The sequence below is a fragment of the Companilactobacillus zhongbaensis genome, assembly GCF_003946515.1.
GTDB lineage: Bacteria > Bacillota > Bacilli > Lactobacillales > Lactobacillaceae > Companilactobacillus > Companilactobacillus zhongbaensis.
Genome location: NZ_RHOM01000001.1, coordinates 147328 through 168416 on the forward strand (window position 1 = coordinate 147328; position 21089 = coordinate 168416).

The window sequence follows — 21089 nt, forward strand, 5'->3', positions numbered from 1 at the left end:
TTTTTTTGTAAACTTATGTTCGCTTTTTTTCACTATTTTACTCATGTACATTATAAATACGAACACAACAAGCATTTATATTATGAGTAACGCAGCTAATGAAGATGAATTAATTGTTCTAGTTAAGCAACAAAATGATTCGCATGCACTTTATCAACTGATCACCAAATATCGGCCCATGATTGATAATATGTATAAGATGTACTGGCTGAATGGTTATGATCAAAACGACTGGTATCAAGAGTCGTATATAGTGTGTTACGAAACTTGTTGTAATTATAATGGTGACTTGGGATCACGATTTGCTAATTTCTTTAAGATGCGTTTTAGCAATCACATCATTTCCTTGATCAGATCCCAACAGACTGCTAAACGACAAATCAATGCGGAAGCTAGTTTTTTTGAAGAGCTTCTTTCTAATGGGGATGTCATCATAGACTATTTGCACGAGCCTGCACCTAGATCAATGGATCTACTTTTTGAGATCGAATCAATGATCGAAGGTTTGAGTAATTTAGAATTAGCAGCATTTCTAGTGATCTTGGGTGATCGAACGATGGAAGAAGCATGTAAAATGCACAAAATTTCTGAGAAACAACTCATTCGAGCCGCAAGTAGATGTAAGGCAAAGATCATGAAGAATCTCCACCATAAAGATGACGACGATGAAGACGAAAAATCAAAAGTTGAAACATTACCTAAAAATTAAATAGATTTCGTAATGGACTTTTCAAGTTAACAACGGTACAATGATAACTGCTGAATTGTGCGAAGTTCGCACGAAGGTTATGGTGAAACATATGGGACTAAGAAAAGTAGCTTTAGCATGCAGCGTTTGCGGTTCACGTAATTACACGATCAGTGAGAACCCAAATCGCACAGAGCGTCTTGAAGTTAAGAAGTTTTGTAAGCATTGCGGCAAACACACATTACATAAAGAAACACGTTAATTTTGGAGGGTCACATGAGATTTTTTAGATTTTTAGGCAGTGTTAAAAAAGAAATGAAATTGGTCGTTTGGCCAACATTTAAAGAAAACAGGAGAGATACTTGGACTGTTATCATGACATCTCTAATGTACGCTGTCTTCTTTGCAATCGTTGACTGGGTCCTTATCTTGATCTTACAAAAGTTCATTATGGGATCATAATTGAAAATTAACACGAAATCTGGTATTCTATTACCAATCAGAAAATCTCGGACATTGTTCGAGGTTTTTTATTTTTGAAATTTTTTGGAGGAAATTATGGCTGAAGCTGGCGAAAAACAATGGTACGTATTGCACACTTATTCTGGATATGAAAACAAAGTTAAAGAAAATCTAGAATCTCGTGCACAATCAATGGGTATGGAAGACTACATCTTCCGTGCCGTGGTTCCTGAAGACGAAGAAACAGAAACAAAGAACGGTAAGCAAAAGACGGAAATGAAGAAGACTTTCCCTGGTTACGTTTTAGTAGAAATGGTTATGTCTGATGAATCTTGGTTCGTGGTACGTAATACACCAGGTGTTACTGGATTCGTTGGAAGCCACGGTTCAGGTTCAAAGCCTGCACCATTGCTACCAGAAGAAATCGATCACATCTTGCATGACATGGGTGTTTCTGCTCGTGATCATGATACTGACTTTGAAGTTGGCGAAACAGTTACTATCGTTGACGGTGCCTTTGCCCAAATGAGCGGTAAGGTCACAGAAGTTGATCCAGAACACATGAAGTTGAAAGTCCAAGTTAACATGTTCGGTCGTGACACTAACGCCGAAGTCAATTTTGACGATGTTGACAAACAATAATATTTCTTATTGATATCGTAGTTTTAGCATGCTACACTATTACGGTATGTTTCACATACTGTGGGAGAGAAAATATACATTCTCATCAAGACCACATCACGGAAGAGGAGGTAATTTTTCGTGGCTAAAAAAGTTGCAAATATCGTTAAATTACAAATACCTGCTGGTCAAGCTACTCCAGCTCCACCAGTTGGTCCAGCTTTAGGTCAAGCTGGTATCAATATCGTTGCATTTACTAAAGATTTTAATGCACGTACACAAGACCAACATGGAATGATCATTCCTGTTGTTATCTCAGTTTATGAAGATCGTTCATTCGATTTCGTTACTAAGACACCACCTGCTGCCGTTCTTTTGAAGAAGGCTGCTGGTGTTGATAGTGGCTCTGGCGAACCTAACACAAACAAGGTTGCTACAGTTACATCAGATCAAGTTCGCGAAATTGCTGAAACCAAGATGAAAGACCTAAACGCTGCTAGTGTTGAATCTGCAATGCGTATGGTTGCTGGTACTGCAAGAAGTATGGGCTTCGAAGTTAAAGACTAGTCTTAACTTTTTAACAGTTTACAGGGATGTGAAAGCATTCTTAACAAGTGGGAGGAGAAAATCTAAATCTCCAATGGACCACAAAGCAAGGAGGAACTTAGCATGGCTAAGCATGGAAAAAAATATATGGACGCAGTCAAAGGCTTAGATAAGTCAAAGACTTACTCTGCTGAAGAAGCTGCTGAATTACTTAAGAAAATTGATTACGCAAAATTCGATTCAACTATCGAAGTTGCTATTAACTTGGATGTAGATCCTAAACAAGCTGACCAACAAATTCGTGGCGCAATTGTGCTACCAAACGGTACAGGTAAGACTTCAAAGGTTATCGTCTTCGCTGAAGGTGACCAAGCTAAGGCTGCTGAAGCTGCTGGTGCTGACGTTGTTGGTTCTGACGATCTTGTTGAAAAGATTCAAGATGGTTGGTTAGACTTTGACGTTGCTGTTGCTACACCACCAATGATGGCTAAGGTTGGACGTTTAGGTCGTGTACTTGGACCTAAAGGTTTAATGCCTAACCCTAAGACTGGTACAGTTACAATGGACGTTGAAAAAGCTGTTAACGACATTAAAGCTGGACAAGTTGCATACCGTGTAGATCCTAACGGATTGATCCACGCACCAATTGGTAAAGCTTCATTTGACGCAGCTAAGATTGCTGAAAACTTTGATGCATTGTACGAAGCTATTTTGAAGGCTCGTCCTGCATCATTGAAGGGTGCATATGTTACAAGTGTTAACATGACTTCAACATTTGGCCCTGGTCTAAAGATTAACGCTTAATCTTATTGACTAATTACCAAAATGATGATAAATTACAATAGTTGATTTCTACCGAAGACTCAGGTGATGAAAGTCTTAATATCCTGCCGAGGCCAGAAGATTGTTAAATAATCTCTGCGCTCATTCGGGTGCAGAGATTTTATTTTTAAGCCGATCATGTAGAGATGACTAAAATAATTATGGAGGTGAAACGTAAAGATGAAACAAGAAGTTTTAGACAAGAAACAAGCAGAAGTTGATGTCGTTGCTAAGAACTTAAAAGAAGCTAAATCAGTTGTCGTTGTTGACTACTTAGGTTTAACTGTTGAAGAAGTTACTAACATGCGTGCCGAATTACGTGAACAAGGTGCATCAATGAAAGTTGTCAAGAATACAATCTTGAGACGTGCTGCTGAAGCTGCTGGTGTTGAAGGAATCGAAGACTTGTTCGTAGGTCCTACAGCAATTGCCTTCTCTGAAGAAGACCCAGTTGCACCAGCTAAAGTTGCTGCTAAATATGCTAAAGATGTTGAAGCCGTTGAAATCAAGGGTGGAATGATCGAAGGCAAAGTTGCAACACTTGAAGAAATTCAAAACCTTGCAACATTACCATCAAGAGACGGTTTACTCTCAATGTTGGTATCTGTATTACAAGCTCCAGTTCGCGATTTCGCATTGACTGTAAAAGCTATTGCAGACAAGAAAGACGACGAACCAGCCGCTTAATTTACAAAACTACATTAAATAAAACAATTAAATATGGAGGATTTTAAAATGGCTTTAGATACACAAGCAATTATTGACCAATTAAAAGATGCATCAATCCTTGAACTAAACGACTTAGTTAAGGCTATCGAAGAAGAATTTGACGTTACAGCTGCTGCTCCAGTTGCTGCTGCAGGTGCTGCTGGTGGCGACGCCGGTGCCGAAAAAGACTCATTCGACGTTGAATTGACAGAAGCAGGACAAGAAAAAGTTAAGGTTATCAAGGAAGTTCGTGGTATCACAGGACTTGGCTTGAAAGACTCAAAAGACTTAGTTGATGGCGCACCTAAGGTTATCAAAGAAGGCGTTGCTAAGGCTGACGCTGACGAAATGAAAGAAAAACTTGAAGCTGTTGGCGCAACAGTTACATTGAAGTAATTCATTTATGTTAAAATTAATCCTCGAAAGAGGATTTTTTTTTACCCAAAATTACTTAGGAGAAACTAATGGCTAATCAATATTTTGAAAATTCCAGCGATCTTGAACACGAATTAAAGACTTTCGACTTTACCTTGCGCGGTCACAATTTAAAATTCACCTCTGACAGTGGTGTGTTTTCTCGTCAAACGATTGATTTTGGTTCTCGTGTTTTGATCGAAGCAATTGATTTTTCGAACGTTCCTAATGGTGATATTTTAGACGTTGGTTGTGGCTATGGTCCGATCGGACTATCTTTAGCTAAGGACCAAACTACTCGTAAAGTTACGATGACAGATGTTAACTTGCGAGCTCTCGACTTAGCCAAGAAAAACGCTAAGACGAATAAGATCGACAACGTTGATATTTTTGAATCCAACATGTACGAAAATGTTTCTGACCAATACGCTTTAGTCGTTTCTAATCCACCAATCAGGGCAGGTAAAGAAGTCGTGTCCGGGATCATTCATGATGCGAGTGAACATTTGTTGCCAAGCGGTGAAGTATGGATCGTGATCCAAAAGAAACAAGGTGCACCTTCAGCCAAGAAATTGATGAAGGAAACATACGGTAATGTTGAAGTAGTTACTCGAGAAAAGGGTTATTATATACTTAAAAGTAAATTGCTCTAATTGGAGGGACTCTCATGGATAAGAAATTATTGATCGGTATCAGCTTGGCCGTAGTTACTGGTGGAGCAGCTTTTATCGCCTTGCTCGCTTTTAAAACTGTCCGCAAGGTCAAAGTCAACAAGCGACGCAAGAAACTTCGTAAATACGTTAAGCAATATTTAGGCAACAACAAGAAGGCCTTGGAGATCGTCGATAACTTGTCGAATTTTCAAGTACGGATTTTGTTTAAAATAATTGAAAAAACAGCCGAAAAAGTTTCCGAAGTAAAATTACCTGGAAAACTCAGCGATAAGTTAGCTGAAATAGCGGAAGGATAATTATGCATTATTCAGATTCAATGAACCAAAGCTTCATGCAAATGGCTCTCGATCAAGCACAGCTCGCACAAATGCACGGGGAAGTGCCGATTGGCTGCATCATCGTCGATAATACGACTTCAGAGATCTTGTCAGTCGGTTACAATGAACGGGAACAAACCCAAAATGCTATCAAGCATGCTGAGATCATCGCCATCGAAGAGGCTTGTGCAAAGGTTGGTAGTTGGCGTCTTGAACATAGTAGCTTGTTCGTCACTTTGGAACCTTGTCCCATGTGTGCTGGTGCCATCATCAACAGCCGGATCGAGGAAGTAGTTTTCGGGGCCTTTGATCCCAAAGCTGGCTCAGTCGGCTCGATCAACAACTTATTTGAGGAAAAAAGATACAACCACCATCCCGACTTTTTAGGTGGGGTCTTGGCGGATGAATCAGCCAGCATGTTACAAAATTTCTTTCGAGAAATTCGCCGTAAAAAGTAGCATAAACGATGAATTTATAGTAATATAGTTATTGCCGAAAGGCCTTAGGGCAATGGTGCTCTTACGAATCGTGTCAGGTTCGGAAGAAAGCAGCACTAAGTAAGTTGCAACATGTGCCTTTTGTTATGAATATTAACCTCCTAATCTAATCGGTTAGGAGTTTTTTTATGTTAAAATTTACCTATTACTATTAAACAGTTAGGAGACAGTATGGCATATCAAGCATTATATCGGGTATGGCGCCCTCAGACATTTGCTGATGTAGTGGGTCAAGACGTGATCACACAGACATTGAGAAACGCTGTGGCAAGTAATATGACCAGCCATGCCTATTTATTTAGTGGACCACGAGGAACAGGTAAGACGTCTTGTGCCAAGATCTTAGCTAAGGCAGTTAACTGTTTAAATCCTCAAGAAGGTGAACCTTGCAATGAATGTGAGATTTGTCAGGCAGCTAACGAGAATCGTTTGAACGATGTTATCGAGATCGATGCCGCTTCAAACAACGGTGTTGAAGAGATCCGTGACATTCGTGACAAGGTTAAATACGCTCCAACTGAAGCTAAATTTAAAGTTTATATTATTGATGAAGTTCATATGCTTTCTCAAGGTGCTTTCAATGCTTTATTGAAGACTTTGGAAGAGCCACCAGCTAATGTGATGTTCATCTTAGCAACGACGGAACCGCAGAAGATCCCAGCTACGATCATTTCACGGACGCAAAGTTTTACTTTCAGACGGATCTCTCGTCAAGACATTTTAGATCGAATGGAATTGATCTTAAATGACAAGCAGATCGAGTTTGATGAAGAAGCTTTGAACATCATTGCGGCTTCTGCTGAAGGTGGAATGCGTGATGCTTTAAGTATTTTGGATCAAGCTTTATCCTTCGGTAATGACAAGCTGACCTTAAATAACGCCCAAGAAGTTACCGGAGCACTCAGCAACGAGCAAATCGTGTCATACATGACAGCAGTTGCAGAGAACAATCCGGCAGACGCTTTGACTAGCTTGTACAATATCTTAGCTAGTGGACGTTCAGCGGTCAGATTTACCGAGATGATCATCCGCGTTTGTCGGAACATGATCTTGTACAATTCCAACAGTGATCTTTCTGACAACATGGATTCGACTATCATGACTCAAGAAATGTTGGCGATAGCTAACAAGTTTGATAACGATCGGCTTTTTTACATCGTTGACCAAGTTAGCAGCGCTCAAAAGAATTTAAAGAATTCTAACCAGACTGACGTTTACATGGAAATTTTGACGGTGAAGATCAGTGAGCCACGGATCCAGTCAGAAACACCAACGGCTAGTTCTGAAGCAGCTCCAGTTGACAATGTGCAAGTCGACCGCTTGAGTGACGAAGTAGCCAAGCTGAAGTCGGAATTGAAGAATATTTCGGCTAATGGTGTGGCAGCTCGACCAGCTGAAAAAGCTAAACCAAAGCATAAAGCTCAAAAAGTCCACTTGAACAAGACGGCGATTTATAATGTGTTAGGCAACGCAACGAAAGCCGATTTGAGCAGTGCTCGCGATATTTGGCCAGACGTGATGAACATGCTATCAGTCACTCAAAGAGCGATGATGAAAGTTTCTGAGCCGGTGGCAGCTAGTCCAGACGGCATGGTGATGGCCTTTGACTATCCGATGTGGTTTGAACAAGCACAGGAAGATCAAGACTTATTAGATTCATTGACGGCTGATGTCAGCAAGCTTTTGAAGAAAGATTATCAGATCGTTATGGTACCAAAAGAGCAGTGGCCGGTAATAAGAAAAGAATATATTGCCAATAACATTGATTTAGATAAGAATAACGATGTAAAATCTAAACCAGAGGCAACAAAATCGGACAAAGCAGTTGATGAAGCAGTGAACTTGTTTGGCGAAGATAATGTTGATATCAAAAACGACTAGGAGGAACTAATTATGAGTAAGGGACCAAGCTTTGGAAATATGGGCGGAGACATGGCAAATTTGATGCGCCAAGCTCAAAAGATGCAACAACAAGTACAAGAAGCACAAAACGAAATTAAAAACGCTGAATACGTCGGCAAGGCAGCTGGAGATCTAGTAACTGTTAAGATGAACGGTGAAAGAAAGATCACTGATTTGAAGATTGCTGAAAAGTTGATCGATCCAGATGATCCAGATACATTGCAAGATATGGTCATCATGGCAATGAACGATGCAAATGACAAGATGCTTGAAGACCAAAAGAACAAACTCGGCCAATATGCCGGCGGTTTAAGTGGCATGAATGGAATGATGTAAGATGAATTACCCTGAACCAATTACGAAATTGATCGACAGTTATATGTTATTGCCAGGAATCGGTCGCAAGACTGCTACCAGAATGGCTTTTTATACTTTGAGCATGGACAAAGAAGACGTCAAAGAATTTTCTGACAATTTAATGTCGGCTAAAGAAGACATCCATTCTTGCAAGATCTGTGGCAATATTACAACTGATGAGGTTTGTTCGATCTGTCGCGATAAGAATCGTGATCAATCGACTATCTTAGTAGTTGAACAACCAAAAGACATTTTGTCGATCGACGATATGAATGCTTATAATGGTCTTTATCACGTCTTAGGAGGCGTTTTGTCTCCCGTCGATGGAGTAGGTCCCGAGAACCTCAATATTAAGTTACTGTTGAATCGTTTACGAGAAAATAAAGACGTTAAAGAATTGATCATCGCCACCAACGCAACACCCGATGGTGAAGCAACTGCTCAATATTTAGCTAAATTAGTTAAACCAGCTGGGATCAAAGTTACACGTCCCGCACGTGGTTTGGCTGTTGGATCTGATATCGAGTATGCTGATGAAATGACACTAAAGAGTGCAGTTTTAGGACGCAGGGAGATTTGATCATGTTTTTTAGAAAAAAAGTTAACGTGAAGAAAATCGAAGATAATCGCTTGCTTGATGATATTAGTGAGATTCAAGATCGTGCTAATAATATGCAGAAGCTGGTTGATAATTCATTGGAGGTTTCTGATGAGACTCGGATCAAGCTTAAGCTTGAGATGGTGAAGTATCAGTTTTTGTATTTGGAGGCTCGGCGTCGGAACGCTAAGGCTCGCGAGACTACTAATATTATTTTTGGCGAGGAAGATACATTTTTGAGCCAACCTAATGATGCTGAGAAGCATTGGTAGGATGTTTTGGGACTGATTCTTAGGAATTGGTTCTTTTTTTGTTGGTGGGGAAGCCTTGAGGTGAGAGAGTTTTTGGCAGACGAGAAGCGTTTTGCTTGGTTGGATGTTGGTGATTTTTGGTGTGTTTGGTCTGGTGATAGTAGTTTGGTGTGGGGGTTCACTGCCGACTCCGGGGCCCGGGGATACAGCCGCTGGAACGTGGTGGGCACATTTTGAACCAATCGAGCAAAGTGCGCTCGTTTGTTTCAAAACTGCACCTTTCTCTAGGCTCCTTCGTCACCAAGAGAAATTTCACCACTGAGGGCTGTATCCCCGGGCCCCTCCGTCTAGATGGTGCAACAATCCCCCTTTTTGTGGGTGGGGACCGAATTTTTTTGAGCAAGTTGGCATTTTTTGTGCGTCCTAGTTTTTGCGGTCTATCTCAATTTCTATTTTTTCTGGTAAGATCAAAGGCCAGTTCAAAGACAAGTTCAAAAACAAATTCAAAAGACTGTTTTGACACATTTTTATGGGCTCGCGTGCTGTTGGAGCGCACTCTCGCGGTGGATTTTGTTTTGTCTTGATTTTTAATGGAATTTTTTTATTTTTCCAAATTTTGCTTATTTTGTTGCCAAACGTTGCCCGTTTTATAGTGGAAACGAGCTCCGAGGCACAGCGGCCTCCGGTTAACACATGTAGTCGCGGCACGGCTTCGCCGCACCTTGTGCGACTACATGCGTTAATCCTCAGCAGCTGACCGTGCCTCTGCGCTCTCTATATTTCCATTTCCTCTCTTTTTCAAGTAAAATATAAATATTAACTAGTTATTAGGAGAATGGTATATGTCAGGTATTTTTATTTCTTTTGAAGGGCCGGATGGAGCTGGTAAGACTACGGCTTTGAATCGTATTGCTCCTGCTTTGGATGCTTTGACTTCTTCGGAGGTTGTGGTTTCTCGGGAGCCTGGGGGTAGTCCTATTGCTGAGGAGATCCGGAAGATTATTTTGGATATTCATGGTACTGAGATGGATGATCGGACTGAGGCTTTGCTTTATGCTGCTGCTCGTCGTCAACATTTGGTCGATGTTATTTTGCCTACTTTGGAGGCTAATAAGATTTTGCTTTCTGATCGATTTGTTGATAGTTCGATTGCTTATCAAGGCGGTGGACGTGAGATCGGTACTCGTGAGGTCAAGGATATTAATGATTTTGCTATTGATGGCCACTTGCCCGATTTGACGATCTACTTTGACATTACTCCAGAAGTTGGTTTGGCTCGGATCAGGTCTGATCATCAAGAGGCAATGGATCGCTTGGAAAAAGCTTCCCTTGATTTTCATAAGCGAGTCCACGATACTTACTTACAGCTAGTTAAGGATAATCCTCAACGTATCGTTTCGATCAATGCTGATCAAGCACCGGAATTGGTGGTCAAAGATGCTGTTGATGCAATTATTAAACGTTTCCCAGATGTTTTTAACGGAGGTAAATAACGATGAAATTAATTTTAGCAATCGTCCAAGATAAAGATAGTGGACAACTTCAAAGTAAATTGGTTAAGGATGGTTTTCGATTCACTCGCTTGCCATCAACTGGTGGTTTTTTAAAGTCAGGTAACTCGACTTTTATTATGGGTGTTGAAGAAGAACAGATCGATGCTGCTTTGGAAGTTATTAAAAAAGCTTGTCACACTCGTACGCAATACGTAACTTCATCATTCGTCTTGCCAGAAAGTGGTATTGGTGATCCCGTTGAAGTTCAAGTCGGTGGAGCAACTTGCTTTATCTTGCCTGTTGATAAATTCGTGAGATTTTAATAATGGAAAATATTACACAAGAACAGCCGAAAGTTATTTCGGAGTTTCAAAAGATCATCAATGCTAAGATGCTCAGTCATGCTTATTTGATCGATGATTCATCGTCACAAGTCCGCAATCAAATGGCTCTCTGGATCGCTCAGAGTCAGTTTTGCGAGAACTTAGTCGATGGTTTGCCTGATCAAACGTGCCAAGCTTGTAAAAATATTTCTATGGGCGATAACCCGGATGTTTTACAAGTTACGACTGATAAGCAGAGTATTGGTGTTGATGATATTAAATTTTTTAAAAAAGAAGCTAATATGACTGCTACGCAAGGTTCCCGTCGGATCTTGATCATCAATGATGCTCAAAAGATGACTAGTGCTGCTAGTAATAATTTGTTGAAGACGATCGAAGAGCCGGAAGGTAACTTGATGATTATTTTGCTCTGCAATTCATCGAAACAAATGTTGCCAACGATTCAATCTCGAGTTCAAATTTTTCATCTTTCAAATACTAGCAACACCGATGAGATCCAAACTTTAGCTGCTGAAGGCTACAAAGAAAATACTGCCAAATTAGCCTTGAGTATTTCCGATATTAAAGATCTAAAGACGATGTCTGGCGACGATTATCAAGCGATGTATCATGCCATTGTTTCGTGGTTGAAGCGTTGTGATCAAAAACAATACGACAGTTTCATCGACGTTCAGACAGACATTATGCCTCGGATCGAAAATAAAAATCATCAACAATTGTTTTTTGACATGATGAATCAAATTTTTAGTGATATATTATCAGTTAGGTATCATATCAAAAATGCAAAATTGATAAATGAGGATTTACTTCCTAATCGGGATATCAAGACGATCGTACGCTTCTCTGAAGAGCTTTTTCATGCTGAAGGAATGTGGAAAAGCAACGTGGCATTTCAGGCCATCCTTGAAGATTTATCATTAAAATATGTGAATTAGTAGGTATTAATATGGCAGAAAATGATTTATACAGTGAATTTGAAGACATTGCGAACAAATTAAGCGATTTAAGTACTGAACTATCATCATTAAAGGAACAACTTTCTAAAAGTTTAGAAGAAAACGAAGAATTAAAGATCGAGAATAAGAATTTGCGTAAACATCTAGAAAAGGTCAACGATGGTCAAAAAGATTTTGATCCCAACGACTTGCCTAGTTCGCGACTTAATCTCGAGAAATTATATGAAAAAGGATTTCACGTTTGCCAACAATTTTATGGCTCGCATCATGATGAACCGTGTATGTTTTGTCTTGATGTGATCTATGGCAAGCGTTCGAAAAATCACTAGTAAGGGAGCAATTTGAATGAAGGAACAAAAGAGTTTTGTTGACAATTCGAAGGGCTGCCTTTTTTTAGTGCCAACACCGATCGGAAACTTAGACGACATGACTTTTCGTGCCGTGAAAGTTTTAAAAGAGGTTGATCTTGTTGCGGCGGAGGATACTCGAAATACTAAGAATTTGTTGAATCACTTTGAGATCACCACTGACCTGATCAGCTTTCATGAACACAATACGGCTTCGCGAATACCAGAATTGATTGAAAAGATGGAGCAAGGAACCAATATCGCACAAGTTAGTGATGCGGGAACGCCATCGATCAGTGACCCTGGTAAGGAGCTCGTTAAAGCAGCTATCAAAGCTGATATTGCAGTCGTTCCACTACCGGGAGCAACTGCCTCTACGACCGCTCTGATCGCATCAGGAATCGCACCACAACCGTTTTACTTTTACGGTTTTTTGCCTCGAAAGGGTAAAGAACGTACAGAGGCTTTGGTCGATCTTGCCAATCGAATGGAGACGACGATCATTTATGAATCGCCTTATCGTGTTTTGAAAACTTTGGACGATCTAGCAGCGGACTTTGGTGAGCAACGACAGATAACTTTGGCCCGTGAATTGACGAAACTGCATGAAGCTTTTTTCAGAGGCAGTATTCAAGAGGCAATCGACTATTACACTGAGAACGACCCCAAAGGCGAGTTTGTGTTAGTGATTGCTGGTAAGCCTCAGGAACAAGTTGAAGCGATGACGGATGAACAGATCATCGCCGCTGTAAATGCGCTGATCGAGGCCGGAAATAAGCCAAATAAGGCTATTAAAGAAATCGCCAGTCAAAACGATCTTAAGAAGCAAGTAGTTTATAACTTATACCACAATATTGAAGGGAAGAACTAACATGGACGAGACACAAGCTGAAATTTATACGGAAGATGCGGTATTTCCGTTTTACTTGTCGAATTTTACGGGGGACATTAAGATCTCCGCGCTCTTAGACGTAATGTTGTTAGCTTCAGAAAATCAATTGAAACAAAAAAATGCCGACAGTGTCTCCATGGTCGAGCGAGGACTCGGTTGGGTCGTAACTCAATACCACTTAGATATTAAAAAAATGCCAGCTGTGGGTGAAAAAGTAAAAGTTAGCACCCGAGCAACTAGCTATAATAAATTTTTCTTCTATCGTGATTTTTGGATCGATGACGAAGCTGGTAATCGCATGGTAACTTTGGAAAGTGCTTTTGTCATCATTGATATTAAAGAGCGCAAGATCGTTAGTGCCGCTGATAATTTGAAAGACTTGTTTGGTTCGCAGGAAACTAACAAGATAAAACGCTTCGCTCGTTTACGTGAACCAAAGGAATTTGACACGAAAGATCCACAACACATTGGTTATTACAACATCGACGTCAATCGTCACGTTAATAATACTTATTATTTTGACTGGATGATCGATTCACTCGATATTGAATTCATTGCCTCACATCGGATTAAATCGATGGATATTAAGTATGAAAAAGAACTTAATATGCACAGTCATCCTGAAGTATTTTCTAAGCTTGATGGCTTGAATAGTACTCACTGGATCAAGAACGGCGATGAGTTGAACGTTATTGCAAAATTTGAATGGGAACATAAATAATTCGATAGTCAAATCGGTAGGTAATAGAGATTCGTTGTGCTACTATTGATTGGTACTAAAAAATTTGGAGTAGGATTCAAAGCGTTAAGTGCTGGTGGAACGGAATGTGAACACCGGACAAAGGGGAGTGACCCCGCGGTTTTGTTTCCGCATTCGCCACATATATAGTTAATCGCCATATTCTAGTTATATTTTGTGGCAGCTCCGCTGGGAGATGTCAAAATGAACAGAAGTAAGCAAAGTAGCACCGCAATAAGCATCCATGAATTGACTTGGATGGCCTTGTTGATCGCACTAGAAAGTGTCTTGATCAAACTGACTTTCGGAAGCGCCATGCTCAAAGTTGGATTTGCCTTTATTGCTGTAGGACTAATGGGTTATTACTTTGGTCCTTACAAAGCAGCGTTAGCTAACGGGATCGCCGATTTGATCTCAAATGTTATTTTAGGATCAAACGGTAGTTATTTCTTCTGGGGCTTCACCGTCTCAGCCGTTGTTTCCGGCTTGATCGCAGGATTTGTCTTGCATCGCCGCAAAGTTACGCTGTTGAATGTCTTTATCACGATATTATTAATTACCGTGGTGGTTAACACGTTAATGAATACCCTTTGGGTAAGTATTATGACTAATAACCCGTATCTCGTTATGTTAGTGGCAAGATTGCCTAAACAAGCGATTGCGCTGGTTTACCAAACAGGACTGTTGTTCATTATGTTGAAATGGATCGATGGTTCACGATTTTCTAAAATAGGCCGGTAGGGTCTATTTTTTTTGCGTGTTTTTTTTGTTATTTTTTTTTGAGTTGTTTTGGTGGACAGGGTTTGGGTTGTTTGAGAGAATTTGGGTTTTGGGTGTGGAGTTGTTGGTAAGTTTTTTTTGCTTTGTTGGTGAGCCTCTGTTTGATTGTTTCCAAACTTTGAATTGATTGTTACCAAATTTCCGTTTGTTTGTTGCCAAACTTCTATTGGTATTTAACCAAACGTTGCCCGATTTATAGTGGAAACGCGCTCCGAGGCACAGCGGCCTACGGTTTAGAAACTGTCAGCAGGCACGGCTTCGCCACACCTTGGGTGCTGACAGTCCCTAAATCCTCAGCAGCTAACCGTGCCTCTCCGCGCTCTTTTTTGGTGGAAACGAGTTCCGGCTCACAGCGGCCTCCGGTTTAGAAACTGTCGGCAGGCACGGCTTCGCCGCACCTTTAGTGCCGACAGTCCCTAAATCCTCAGCAGCTGACCGTGAGCCTCCACTCTCTTTGTGATAAAATACCTATATTAAGGAATGAGTGTGTTATTTATTATGAAAATTTTAGCTTTTGATACATCTAATAAACCCCTAACTGTTGCTGTTGTTGAGGATGGCAAGTGTTTGGCTCGTATGGATTCTTCTGAGTTGAAGACTCATAGTGTTTCTCTTTTGCCTGATATTCAGGAGTCACTTGAGACGGCTGGTTTGAGTGTTAATGATATTGATCGGATTGCGGTTGCTGATGGTCCTGGTTCTTATACTGGGGTCCGGATCGCTGTTACGGTTGCTAAGACTTTGGCTTTTACTTTGGATAAGCCTTTGGTCGGTATTTCTAGTTTGCGTTTGTTAGCTGCTGATGGCACCGATGACAAATTAGTCGTTGCTTTGGAAGATGCTCGTAACGACAATGCTTTTGCTGGAGCTTATATTAAAAAATCCGGCGAAGTGGTCAATGTTATTGAGGATCAACATATTTCAATGAGTCGGCTTTTTGAAAAGTTGAGCAATTATCCGGCTGAACAAATTCAATTCGTTAACGCTTCTGAGCATTTGGCAGAATTGATCAATGAAGCAATGCCAAAAGCTTCAGTAGTTTTGACTAAGGATAGTTTGCCTGATGCCGTGAAATTGGCACAAATTGCTGAAAATGCTGAACCAGTTAAAGATATCAATGCATTCGTACCAACATACTTGCGTTTGACACAAGCAGAACACGATTGGATCGAAAAGGGACACAAGGAAGACGGTAATATTTCTTATGTGGAAGAAATTTAAGCAAGCCGTATGGCCGCAAGAAGACGAGGAAAAATATCCATTCACGGATAAAAATGTGAATATCAATGACTCAGAATTGCTCTTGAGAAAGGCCAAGTCAGTCGATGTTGACGACTTCATGACCATCCAAGAACAAATTTATGGGACGCCGGTTCCCTGGTCCCAAGACATCGTTGCCAATGAGATCAGAAATCGCAATGCCCTTTATTTAGTGCTGGTCAAAGATGAAAAAGTCGTCGCCTTCATTGGCTTAGCTATGAATATGGGTAAAGAATCTCACATCACGAATTTAGCCATCTTGCCCAAATATCAAAAATTCGGCCTTGGTCATTTATTACTGAATCAAGTGATCGACTACAGTAAAAAATATGATTACAACCGGATGTCTTTAGAAGTCGATATTACTAATGAATCGGCCATTAATTTGTATGAAGCATTCGGATTTGAAACACGTTTAGTCCACAAAAAATATTATTATAGAAATCACCACGATGCATTAGAAATGGTGGTTGAGTTGTGAGGGAATTATTTTGAAAAAAGATACATTGATCTTGTCTTTTGAAAGCAGCTGTGATGAAACGAGTGTAGCTGTCATCAAAAATGGCAAGCAAATTTTATCGAATATTATTGCAACACAAATAAAAAGTCATCAACGTTTCGGTGGGGTAGTTCCAGAAGTAGCCAGTCGCCACCACGTTGAAGAAATCACTGTCTGCATCCAAATGGCAATGGACGAAGCAGAAGTCGACTACGACGACTTAGATGCCGTTGCTGTAACTTATGGACCCGGACTAGTAGGATCGCTCTTGATCGGTATCATGGCAGCCAAGACAGTAGCCTTTGCCCATGACTTACCACTGATCAAGTCAAATCACTTAGCAGGCCACATTTATTCAGCTAACTTCGTAACTGACCTAGAATATCCATTCATGGCCTTACTAGTTTCAGGTGGTCACACCGAATTAGTTTACGTCAAAGCACCAGGGGAGTTCGAAACACTAGGCGACACTAGAGATGATGCAGTAGGAGAAGCCTACGACAAAATCGGTCGTGTACTGGGGATCAATTATCCAGCCGGAAAAGAAGTTGATCGACTAGCCGGTATCGGTAAAGACACCTTCGATTTTCCAAGAGCCATGGTCCAAGAAGACAACCTGGACTTCAGTTTCAGTGGACTAAAGAGTGCCTTCATCAACACCGTCCACCACGCTGATCAAGTCCACGAAGAATTGAGCAAAGAAGACCTAGCAGCCAGCTTCCAAGGTGCGGTTTTGGATATCTTAGCCAACAAGACCTTCAGAGCAATTAAGACACACCCAGTAAAGCAATTAGTAGTAGCTGGTGGAGTGGCTGCCAATCAAGGGTTGAGAAGCCGCTTGGCCTCAGAAGTTGCCAAAAGAAACGACGACATCGAATTAGTATTTCCACCACTAAGATTATGTGGTGACAATGCCGCCATGATCGGTGCCATCGCCCAAATTCAATACGATAAAAAAGACTTCGCAGACTTAACTGTCAATGCGGATCCTAGTTTAGATTTTTAATATCAAAAAAGAGCAGACTTTCACAAAAGTTTGCTCTTTTTTATTTTCTAAATATTAGATTTATTCGAACTCCTCAAGCTCCATAGACTTCTCAGTCCAAGCATCTTCCAATTCGCTTTGAGAAGCGTTATTCTCATCAATTTCCTTCTGCAGATCAGCTAATTTGGAATAAGCCGATAAATTCTCAGGCTTGGTCATTTCAGCTTGCAAAGCTGCTGTTTTTTCTTCCAACTCGGAAATTTGCTTTTCGAGTTCTTCGACTTGACGTCTGATCTTTCGTTCAGCTTTTTGCTGGTCCTTTGATTTCTGGTATTCGACTTTTTTCTCACTGACAACGTGCTTTTTGGCGGTTTCTTCGGCCTCATCGCTATGGTCAGTGGTTTTTTCTAGATAGTAGTCATAATCACCCAGATAGATCTTGCTGCCTTCAGGCGTGATCTCAACGATCCGATTGGCTAAGGTGTTCAATAAGTATCGGTCGTGGGAAACGAAGAGGACGGTCCCTGCGAAGCGGCTGAGGGCGTCTTCTAAGACTTCCTTGCTATCGATGTCCAAATGGTTCGTCGGTTCGTCCATGATCAAAAAGTTGTCATGCTCCATCGATAGTTTTGTCAGTGTCAGACGAGCTTTTTCACCACCGGATAGTCCAGCTACTGGTTTCAAGACATCGTCGCCACTGAACAAGAATGAACCTAAAATATTGCGGATGACTTGTTCATCGAGTAGGGGATGTCGATCCCAAATTTCGTGGAGAATGTCTTTTTGTGGATCTAGACTGTTCAGGTTTTGGTCGTAGTAGCCAATTTGCACATTTGCGCCAAATTGGTAAGTTCCGGCTAGCAAGGGGATTTGGTCGAGGATCGACTTCAAGAGGGTCGATTTCCCGATACCGTTCGGTCCAATGACACCAACTCGTTCGCCTTTTTTGATGTCGAGATTGATCGGCGAGGACATGACTTGATCCTTTTCGTAGCCGATGGCGGCGTCGCTGATCAAGAGAACGTCGTTACCACTTTCGCGGTCGATCTCAAATGAGAAGTGAGCCGAACCTTGATCAGATCCTGGCTTGTCCATGACATCCATCTTTTCCAATTTCTTGCGTCGACTTTGTGCCATCTTCGTCGTTGAAGCCCGGACGATATTTTTCTGGATGTATTCTTCAGTCTTCTTGATCTCTGCTTGTTGTTCTTCGTAGTGTTTCCAAGCAACTTCTTGATTCTTTTTCTTTTCTTGCAAGTAAAAAGTATAGTTTCCGGAATAATGAGTTGCTGAATGTTGATTGATCTCGACGATCTCTGTAGCCACTTTGTCTAAAAAGTATTGGTCGTGGGAGACGATGACGAGTGCTCCTCGATAGTTTTTGAGGTAACCTTCAAGCCATTCGACGGTCGTAATATCTAAGTGGTTCGTGGGCTCATCTAGTAACAAGATGTCATGATGTTCGAGCAACATTTTTGCCATCGCCAAACGGGAACGTTCGCCACCAGATAGGGTGGAGACTTTTTCTTCCCAGACGTCTTCGTCGAAACCGAAACCTTTGAGAACGCTGCGGATCTCGGATTGATAGCCGTAGCCATTTTCCTGGCGGAATTTAGTTTGAACTTGGTCGTATTGCTTGAGCAATTGATCGTAGTCGCTGACCGTATTATCAGCTAATTTTTCTTCGAGGGCATGCATTTGCTTTTCTTGGACCTTTAAATAGTCGAAGACAGCTTCCATCTCTTTAAAAATTTGATTGTCACTATTCAGCCCTGAATCCTGGGCTAAATAGCCGATGTTAGTGTCTTTTTTTAAAGCAATATTGCCCGAATTATAGCTTTCTTGATTGGATAAAATTTTTAAAAGTGTTGATTTGCCTACACCGTTTCTTCCTACTAAACCAATCCTACTATTGTCTTGTACTTCAAATGTGACGTTCGAAAAAAGTTTTTTTGTGCCGAAGTTCTTGGTGAGACTTTGTGCTTGTAATAATATCAATGATATACTCCTTTATATTCACAAATTATACTATGAATTTTGTTATTTTCATGGCTTTTTGAACTAAGATATTGCTTTTTTCACAAGTTTTATTTATAGTAGTTGTTAGTGAAAACACGCACATGGTGGTGGATTATGACAAAAACAACAGTTCCAAACGCAACAATTAAAAGATTGCCTATTTATTATAGATATTTCCAATTCTTAAAAGACGAAGGCACACAAAAGATTTCATCAGGTGAATTGTCTGACGGTATCAAGATCGATAGCGCTACAATTCGTCGTGACTTTTCTTATTTAGGTGCATTGGGTAAACGTGGTTACGGATACGACGTTGATGAGTTGGTAGCATTTTTCAAGAAGCTACTTAACCAAGACAAGCGTACTAACGTAGCGTTAGTTGGTGTCGGTAATTTAGGTAATGCTTTATTGAATTACAATTTCTCAAGAACTAACAACGTTCGTATCGCGGCTGCTTTTGATATCGACAAGTCAATTGTCGGTACTGTTAAGAGTGGCGTTCCGGTCTACGATATTAGTGAGATCAAAGAGCAACTTAGTTTGCAACAGATCGATGTAGTTATTTTAACAGTTTCTTCTAATGCAGCACAAACTACCGCAGACGAATTAGCTAAGGCTGGTGTTCGAGGTATCTTGAACTTTACTCCAGTTATCATTAATGTTCCTAGCTCGATCCGCGTTCACTACGTTGATCTAGCTAACGAATTGCAAACGTTGATCTTTTTCTTGGATCGCGATAAAGATGCAAGTGAAGAGGAATAATTTTTTTGATTGAGGGGTAAATCATGAGTGAACCATTATTTCTAAAGCCTGTTTTTCATCAGAAACTTTGGGGTGGCCGCAAGCTGGAATCGGCTTTTGGCTATGACCTTCCTGATGGAAATATTGGGGAATGCTGGGCAATTTCTGGACACCCACACGGACGTTCAATGGTCGAAAACGGCGAATTAGCTGGACAATACGTTGACGATCTTTGGAAAGATCATAAAGAACTCTTTGGTGATCCCAAGGGGGAAGTCTTTCCATTGTTGACGAAGATCCTTGATGCTGAAGCTAGTTTATCGGTCCAAGTACATCCGGATAATGAATATGCAGAAAAACACGAGCACGAACTCGGTAAGACTGAGTGCTGGTACGTGATCGATGCTGAACCAGGATCATATTTGATCTATGGTCATCACGCAAAGACTAAGGAACAACTAGACTCAATGATCGAAAGTGGTGATTGGGATCATTTGTTGAGAAAAGTACCAGTTAAGACTGGCGACTTTTTCTACGTACCTAGTGGGACCGTCCATGCCTTGAATAAGGGAATCATGGTTTTGGAAACTCAACAAAGTAGTGATACGACTTATCGTTTGTATGACTATGATCGAGTTGAAAAAAGCACTGGTAAGAAACGTGAGCTTCATATTAAACAATCTGAAGACACGATCATGGTGCCTCACGAAGATCCAAAATTGAATATCGTTAAACGTTCTGAAGGGAAGAACGAATTTACTACTTTCGTTCAACCTCCAGTTTCACCTTACTTTGCTGTTTACCGTTGGCAGATCAAGGAGCCTGCTGTGTTTAACCATGAGATCGGTAAGTATACTTTGGTTTCGGTTATTGATGGTACTGGGCTTTTGACTATTGATGGTAATGATTATAAGTTGGCTAAGGGGCAACATTTTATTATACCCGCTACTGTTTCTCAGTGGACTTTAGATGGGGTTGATTTGGATGTTATTGCTTCTGAGTCGGGTGAAGAATAGGTTTGTTTTGAGGAGATCACAGTGTTGTTGCTGTGGTTTTTTTTTTGTGTTTTTTGGTGGTTGTTGGTTGGGGGAGGTTCACTGCCGGTTCTGCGGGGGATTCCGGAAATTTCGCTGTGGAACGGTGTGGGCACGATTTTGAGCTATCCGGGAAGTTCGCC

At 40.8% G+C, this 21089-nt stretch carries 28 protein-coding genes, 1 other RNA gene, 1 riboswitch and 1 other annotated feature; of the genes, 28 read left to right on the forward strand and 1 reads right to left on the reverse strand.

From position 1 onward, the window contains the following. The first annotated feature begins 82 nt into the window (after nt 1-82). The 26 genes from EKM69_RS00745 to tsaD all read left to right on the forward strand — a co-directional run bounded on the left by EKM69_RS00745 (nt 83) and on the right by tsaD (nt 17173). Nucleotides 83-709 carry a sigma-70 family RNA polymerase sigma factor gene (locus EKM69_RS00745; protein ID WP_125707110.1) on the forward strand — a complete coding sequence of 209 codons (627 nt, stop codon included), beginning with the start codon at nt 83-85 and terminating at the stop codon, nt 707-709. A 91-nt stretch (nt 710-800) separates the two neighbouring features. Then, a complete protein-coding gene (gene rpmG / locus EKM69_RS00750) occupies nt 801-950 on the forward strand; it encodes a 50S ribosomal protein L33 (RefSeq protein WP_076613567.1) in 150 nt (49 codons plus the stop codon). 14 nt (nt 951-964) lie between these two features. Next, nucleotides 965-1150 carry a preprotein translocase subunit SecE gene (secE, locus tag EKM69_RS00755; RefSeq protein ID WP_125707112.1) on the forward strand — a complete coding sequence of 62 codons (186 nt, stop codon included), beginning with the start codon at nt 965-967 and terminating at the stop codon, nt 1148-1150. A 96-nt stretch (nt 1151-1246) separates the two neighbouring features. Beyond that, nucleotides 1247-1792 (forward strand): transcription termination/antitermination protein NusG, encoded by a 546-nt coding sequence (gene nusG, locus EKM69_RS00760; RefSeq protein WP_125707114.1) that lies wholly within the window; start codon nt 1247-1249, stop codon nt 1790-1792. A gap of 120 nt (nt 1793-1912) precedes the next feature. Further along, nucleotides 1913-2338, forward strand: a complete 426-nt coding sequence (gene rplK, locus EKM69_RS00765; protein WP_125707116.1) for a 50S ribosomal protein L11 — start codon at nt 1913-1915, stop codon at nt 2336-2338. Between the two features lie 102 nt (nt 2339-2440). Continuing rightward, nucleotides 2441-3121: a 50S ribosomal protein L1 gene (rplA, locus tag EKM69_RS00770; protein ID WP_125707118.1), complete on the forward strand. Its 681-nt coding sequence runs from the start codon at nt 2441-2443 to the stop codon at nt 3119-3121. Between the two features lie 33 nt (nt 3122-3154). Continuing rightward, nucleotides 3155-3273: a sequence feature (ribosomal protein L10 leader region), on the forward strand. Between the two features lie 46 nt (nt 3274-3319). Then, a complete protein-coding gene (gene rplJ, locus EKM69_RS00775; protein ID WP_125707120.1) occupies nt 3320-3826 on the forward strand; it encodes a 50S ribosomal protein L10 in 507 nt (168 codons plus the stop codon). A gap of 48 nt (nt 3827-3874) precedes the next feature. After that, nucleotides 3875-4243, forward strand: coding sequence for a 50S ribosomal protein L7/L12 (gene rplL / locus EKM69_RS00780; RefSeq protein WP_125707122.1), 369 nt, complete (start codon nt 3875-3877; stop codon nt 4241-4243). A 68-nt stretch (nt 4244-4311) separates the two neighbouring features. Then, nucleotides 4312-4914, forward strand: coding sequence for a class I SAM-dependent methyltransferase (locus EKM69_RS00785; protein ID WP_125707124.1), 603 nt, complete (start codon nt 4312-4314; stop codon nt 4912-4914). Nucleotides 4915-4928: 14 nt separating this feature from the next. Continuing rightward, the gene (locus tag EKM69_RS00790; protein WP_125707126.1) at nt 4929-5231 is read left to right on the forward strand and encodes a hypothetical protein; all 303 of its coding nucleotides are present in this window, start codon (nt 4929-4931) and stop codon (nt 5229-5231) included. A 2-nt stretch (nt 5232-5233) separates the two neighbouring features. Continuing rightward, on the forward strand, nt 5234-5710 hold the full coding sequence (locus EKM69_RS00795; RefSeq protein ID WP_125707128.1) for a nucleoside deaminase: 477 nt from the start codon (nt 5234-5236) through the stop codon (nt 5708-5710). Nucleotides 5711-5753: 43 nt separating this feature from the next. After that, nucleotides 5754-5836: signal recognition particle sRNA small type (ffs, locus tag EKM69_RS00800), an RNA gene on the forward strand. 84 nt (nt 5837-5920) lie between these two features. Beyond that, the gene (gene dnaX / locus EKM69_RS00805; protein WP_125707130.1) at nt 5921-7630 is read left to right on the forward strand and encodes a DNA polymerase III subunit gamma/tau; all 1710 of its coding nucleotides are present in this window, start codon (nt 5921-5923) and stop codon (nt 7628-7630) included. A gap of 12 nt (nt 7631-7642) precedes the next feature. After that, the gene (locus tag EKM69_RS00810; RefSeq protein ID WP_125707132.1) at nt 7643-7987 is read left to right on the forward strand and encodes a YbaB/EbfC family nucleoid-associated protein; all 345 of its coding nucleotides are present in this window, start codon (nt 7643-7645) and stop codon (nt 7985-7987) included. A gap of 1 nt (nt 7988) precedes the next feature. Continuing rightward, nucleotides 7989-8588 (forward strand): recombination mediator RecR, encoded by a 600-nt coding sequence (recR, locus tag EKM69_RS00815; protein WP_125707134.1) that lies wholly within the window; start codon nt 7989-7991, stop codon nt 8586-8588. Nucleotides 8589-8590: 2 nt separating this feature from the next. Then, nucleotides 8591-8878 carry a YaaL family protein gene (locus EKM69_RS00820; RefSeq protein WP_125707136.1) on the forward strand — a complete coding sequence of 96 codons (288 nt, stop codon included), beginning with the start codon at nt 8591-8593 and terminating at the stop codon, nt 8876-8878. Between the two features lie 821 nt (nt 8879-9699). Next, nucleotides 9700-10350 (forward strand): dTMP kinase, encoded by a 651-nt coding sequence (gene tmk / locus EKM69_RS00825; RefSeq protein ID WP_125707138.1) that lies wholly within the window; start codon nt 9700-9702, stop codon nt 10348-10350. 2 nt (nt 10351-10352) lie between these two features. Continuing rightward, complete coding sequence (locus tag EKM69_RS00830) at nt 10353-10673, forward strand: cyclic-di-AMP receptor (protein WP_125707140.1); 321 nt, start codon at nt 10353-10355, stop codon at nt 10671-10673. Nucleotides 10674-10675: 2 nt separating this feature from the next. Continuing rightward, entirely contained in the window at nt 10676-11629 is a 954-nt protein-coding gene (locus tag EKM69_RS00835) for a DNA polymerase III subunit delta' (RefSeq protein ID WP_125707142.1), read from the forward strand. A gap of 11 nt (nt 11630-11640) precedes the next feature. Further along, nucleotides 11641-11979, forward strand: a complete 339-nt coding sequence (locus tag EKM69_RS00840; protein ID WP_125707144.1) for an initiation-control protein YabA — start codon at nt 11641-11643, stop codon at nt 11977-11979. Between the two features lie 16 nt (nt 11980-11995). Then, nucleotides 11996-12868, forward strand: coding sequence for a 16S rRNA (cytidine(1402)-2'-O)-methyltransferase (gene rsmI / locus EKM69_RS00845; RefSeq protein WP_125707146.1), 873 nt, complete (start codon nt 11996-11998; stop codon nt 12866-12868). A 1-nt stretch (nt 12869) separates the two neighbouring features. Then, nucleotides 12870-13610 (forward strand): acyl-[acyl-carrier-protein] thioesterase, encoded by a 741-nt coding sequence (locus EKM69_RS00850; RefSeq protein ID WP_125707148.1) that lies wholly within the window; start codon nt 12870-12872, stop codon nt 13608-13610. A 63-nt stretch (nt 13611-13673) separates the two neighbouring features. Further along, nucleotides 13674-13771, forward strand: a riboswitch (THF riboswitch). Nucleotides 13772-13832: 61 nt separating this feature from the next. Then, nucleotides 13833-14369, forward strand: a complete 537-nt coding sequence (locus EKM69_RS00855) for a folate family ECF transporter S component (protein ID WP_125707150.1) — start codon at nt 13833-13835, stop codon at nt 14367-14369. A 537-nt stretch (nt 14370-14906) separates the two neighbouring features. Continuing rightward, nucleotides 14907-15629: a tRNA (adenosine(37)-N6)-threonylcarbamoyltransferase complex dimerization subunit type 1 TsaB gene (tsaB, locus tag EKM69_RS00860; RefSeq protein WP_125707152.1), complete on the forward strand. Its 723-nt coding sequence runs from the start codon at nt 14907-14909 to the stop codon at nt 15627-15629. Then, nucleotides 15613-16149, forward strand: coding sequence for a ribosomal protein S18-alanine N-acetyltransferase (gene rimI / locus EKM69_RS00865; protein ID WP_125707154.1), 537 nt, complete (start codon nt 15613-15615; stop codon nt 16147-16149). Before tsaB ends, rimI begins: the two co-directional genes overlap by 17 nt. Before the next feature lie 10 nt (nt 16150-16159). Then, the gene (gene tsaD / locus EKM69_RS00870) at nt 16160-17173 is read left to right on the forward strand and encodes a tRNA (adenosine(37)-N6)-threonylcarbamoyltransferase complex transferase subunit TsaD (RefSeq protein ID WP_125707156.1); all 1014 of its coding nucleotides are present in this window, start codon (nt 16160-16162) and stop codon (nt 17171-17173) included. Between the two features lie 60 nt (nt 17174-17233). Here tsaD and EKM69_RS00875 read toward each other — a convergent pair whose 3' ends face one another. Continuing rightward, a complete protein-coding gene (locus EKM69_RS00875; RefSeq protein ID WP_125707158.1) occupies nt 17234-19150 on the reverse strand; it encodes an ABC-F family ATP-binding cassette domain-containing protein in 1917 nt (638 codons plus the stop codon). 135 nt (nt 19151-19285) lie between these two features. Here EKM69_RS00875 and EKM69_RS00880 point away from each other — a divergent pair, with 135 nt between their 5' ends. Both EKM69_RS00880 and manA read left to right on the forward strand, forming a co-directional pair. Next, nucleotides 19286-19933, forward strand: a complete 648-nt coding sequence (locus tag EKM69_RS00880) for a redox-sensing transcriptional repressor Rex (RefSeq protein WP_125707160.1) — start codon at nt 19286-19288, stop codon at nt 19931-19933. Nucleotides 19934-19956: 23 nt separating this feature from the next. After that, complete coding sequence (gene manA / locus EKM69_RS00885) at nt 19957-20928, forward strand: mannose-6-phosphate isomerase, class I (protein WP_125707163.1); 972 nt, start codon at nt 19957-19959, stop codon at nt 20926-20928. The last annotated feature ends 161 nt before the right edge of the window (nt 20929-21089 follow it).